General features: G+C 75.1%; 1 protein-coding gene. It reads right to left on the bottom strand.

Annotated features, from left to right (window positions below):
* Positions 1-3,748: type I polyketide synthase (locus tag AXW62_RS39265; RefSeq protein WP_159061109.1), on the bottom strand; the 3,748-nt coding region annotated here is incomplete at both ends.

Below are 3,748 nucleotides of genomic sequence, written 5' to 3'. Positions count from 1 at the left end.
TGCGAGCGCGGCGGCACACTCATCAATACGGGCAGCGAACACCGGTGAAGCATCCAACAGCTCCACGGCCATGCCTACCCATTGTGACCCCTGTCCTGGGAACACGAATGCGGCCTTGCCCCCGATTGAGGCCCCCTGCACCAGGTTGGGCAGGACCTGCCCCCTAGCCAGGGCGTCCACCCCACGGACGAAATCCTCCCGGTCGGCGCCGACCAGCACCGCGCGCCGGTCGAAGGCGGCACGGGTGGTGGCCAGCGAGTGGCCGATGTCCAGCGGACGCGCGGCCGGATCGGCGTCGAGGTGGGCCAGCAGCTTGGCGGCCTGGGCGCGCAGCGCCGCCTCGCTCTTGCCGGACACCACCCACGGCAGCACGCCGAGCCGCCGGGTCACCGGCTCGCTCGCGCCCTCCTCCTCGGCGGGCGCCTGCTCCAGGATGGCGTGCGCGTTGGTGCCGCTGAAGCCGAACGAGGACACCGCGGCGCGGCGCGGACGGCCGGTCTCCGGCCACTCCCGCGCCTCGGTCAGCAGCTCGACGTCGCCCGCCGACCAGTCCACGTGCGGGGTGGGCTCGACGATGTGCAGCGACTCCGGCAGGACGCCGTGGCGCAGCGCGAGCACGAGCTTCATCACCCCGGCGACACCGGCGGCGGCTTGGGCGTGACCGATGTTGGACTTGATGGAGCCCAGCAGCAGCGGCTGCCCCTCGGGCCGGTCCTGGCCGTAGGTGGCCAGCAGGGCCTGCGCCTCGATCGGGTCGCCCAGCGTCGTGCCGGTGCCGTGCGCCTCGACCACGTCCACCTCGGCCGCCGACAGCCGGGCGTTGGCCAGCGCCTGCCGGATGACACGCTGCTGGGACGGGCCGTTGGGCGCCGTCAGACCGTTGGACGCGCCGTCCTGGTTGATCGCGCTGCCGCGCACGACCGCCAGCACCGGATGGCCGTTCCGCCGCGCGTCCGACAGCCGCTCCACCAGCAGCATGCCCACACCCTCGGCCGGGCTGAAGCCGTCCGCGTCCGAGGAAAACGCCTTGCTGCGGCCGTCGGAGGACAGTCCGCGCTGGCGGCTGAACTCGATGAAGGTGCCCGGGGTGGCCATCACGGTCACCCCGCCCGCGAGCGCGAGCGAGCACTCGCCCTGGCGCAGCGACTGGACGGCCAGGTGCAGCGCCACCAGCGACGCCGAGCACGCGGTGTCCACGGTGACCGCCGGGCCCTCCAGGCCGAAGGTGTACGACAGGCGGCCGGAGACGACGCTCGCGGCGCTGCCGGTGGCCAGGTGGCCCTCGTACCCCTCCGTGGTGTTGCGCATGAGGATGGAGTAGTCGGAGCCGTTGGTGCCGACGAAGACACCGGACGGGCTGCCGTGCAGCGTGGCCGGGTCGATCCCGGCCCGCTCGAACGCCTCCCAGGACGTCTCCAGCAGCAGCCGCTGCTGCGGGTCCATCGCCATGGCCTCCCGCGGCGAGATCCCGAAGAAGGCGGGGTCGAAGTCGGCCGCCCCGGTGAGGAATCCGCCCTCGCGGGTGTAGCTGGTGCCCTGCGCGTCCGGGTCCGGGTTGTAGAGGGACTCGATGTCCCAGCCGCGGTCGCCCGGGAACTCCGACAGCGCGTCACCACCGGAGGTGAGCAGCTGCCACAGCTCCTCGGGGGTGCGCACACCGCCCGGGAAACGGCAGCTCATGGAGACGATGGCGATCGGCTCGTCGTCGGCGAGCGCCGCCGCGGTCGGCAGCGCGGCCACGGCGGCCCGCTGCCCGCCGCCGATCTCGGCGCGCAGATGGCGCGCGAGCACCGTCGGGGTGGGGTAGTCGAAGATCAGCGTCGGCGGGAGCTTCAGCCCGCTGGCGGCGCCGAGCCGGTTGCGCAGCTCGACGGCGGTGAGCGAGTCGAAGCCCAGCTCCTTGAAGGCCCGGCCCGCCTCGACGTCCTCGGCGCCCGCGTAGCCCAGGACGGCCGCGACGGCGGTGCGGACCAGCTCCAGCACCAGCCGCTCCTGCTCGGCCTCCGGCACCCCGGCGAGCCGCTGCGCCAGCGCGACCGCTCCGGCGCCGTCCGCCTCGGCGTCGCCGGCCATGTCCTTGATGACCTCCCGCGCCTCGGGCAGGTCGTGCAGCAGCGGACGGGAGCGGCCGGAGGTGAAGGCGAGGACGAAGCGCTTCCACTCCATGTCGACGACGGTCAGCACCGACTCGTCGCGGTCCAGCGCGTGCTGGAGCGCGGTGACGGCCGCCCGCGGCGCCATCTCGATGACGCCGTGACGGCGCATCCGGTCGCCGACACCCCCCTCGGCCATGCCTCCCTCGCCCCACGGGCCCCAGGCCAGCGAGGTGGCGGGCAGGCCCTGGGCGCGCCGGTACTCGGCGAAGGCGTCGAGGAAGGCGTTGCCCGGGGCGTAGTTGCCCTGGCCGGGCGCGCCGAAGGTGGCCGCGAAGGAGGAGAACAGCACGAACGCGGACAGGTCCAGGTCCCGGGTCAGCTCGTGCAGATGGCGGGTGGCGTCCACCTTGACCTTCAGCACCCGGTCCACCTGGTCCGGGGTCAGGCCCTCGATCACCCCGTCGTCCAGCACGGCGGCCGTGTGGACCACGGCGGTCAGCGGGTGTGCGGCGGGGATGTCCGCGAGCAGCGCCTCGACCTGGGCGCGGTCGGCCACGTCGCAGGCCGCGATGGTGACCTGGGCACCGAGTTCGGTCAGCTCGGCCCGCAGCTCCGCCGCGCCCGGGGCCTGGAGGCCACGGCGGCTGGTGAGCACCAGGTGCTCGGCGCCCTGACCGGCCAGCCACCGTGCCACATGGGCGCCCAGCGCGCCCGTACCGCCGGTGACCAGCGTCGTACCGGACGGCTGCCACGACCGTACGGCGGGCGTGGCGGCCAGCGGGGCGCGCACCAGACGGCGTACGAGCAGCCCGGTGGCCCGGATCGCCACCTGGTCCTCCTCCTCGGCCCCGGCGAGCACGGCCACCAGCCGGGTCAGCGCCCGCTCGTCGGGCGCCTGGGGCAGGTCCACCAGACCGCCCCAGCGCTCGCCGTGCTCCAGGGCGGCCACCCGGCCCAGGCCCCAGACCAGCGCCTGTTCGGGGGACTCCAGCGGGTCCGTACGGCCCACGGAGACCGCGCCCCGGGTGGCGGACCACAGCGGCGCGCCGATCTCCGCGTCGCCCAGCGCCTGCACCAGCGCGAGCTGCGCCGCCACCCCGGCCGGGACGGACGGGTGCCGGGGGTGCGGGTGGCCGTCGAGGGCCAGCAGCGACAGCACCCCGGTGAACGGGATGCCATCGGTGTCCGCGAGCGCGGTGCGCAGCCGCTCGGCCAGCTCCTCGCGGCCGTCGGCGTCGGTGTCCACGGCGATCCGCCGCACCTCGGCGCCGCGTTCGGCGAGCGCTGCGGCCACGGCGTCGGTCCAGGTGTCCTCGGGGCCCGGGGTGTCCTTGGCGCCTGGGGTGTTCTCGGTGCCCAGGGTGCCCTTGGTGCCCGGCGCGACGACGAGCCAGACGCCGGTCAGCCGCGCGGGCTGCCCGTCGGCGAGCGGCTTCCAGGTGACGCGGTAGCGCCAGCCGTCCACCACGGACCGCTCACGGCTCTGCTTGCGCCACGACGCCAGGGCGGGCAGCAGTGCGCCGACCCGCTCGTCCCCGGCGACGTCCAGCTCGGCGGCGAGCGCCTGCCAGTCCTCGCGCTCCACGGCCTCCCAGAAACGGGCCTCGACGGGGTCGGTGGCGGCGGGCGCGGCGGCGGCGGAGGTGCCCGCC

Origin of the sequence: Streptomyces hygroscopicus subsp. hygroscopicus, from assembly GCF_001553455.1 — a bacterium.
In the GTDB taxonomy this organism is placed as follows: Bacteria; Actinomycetota; Actinomycetes; order Streptomycetales; family Streptomycetaceae; genus Streptomyces; species Streptomyces hygroscopicus.
The sequence above is the reverse complement of the archived record's forward strand: the minus strand, read 5'-3'. Positions and strand labels throughout refer to the sequence as shown.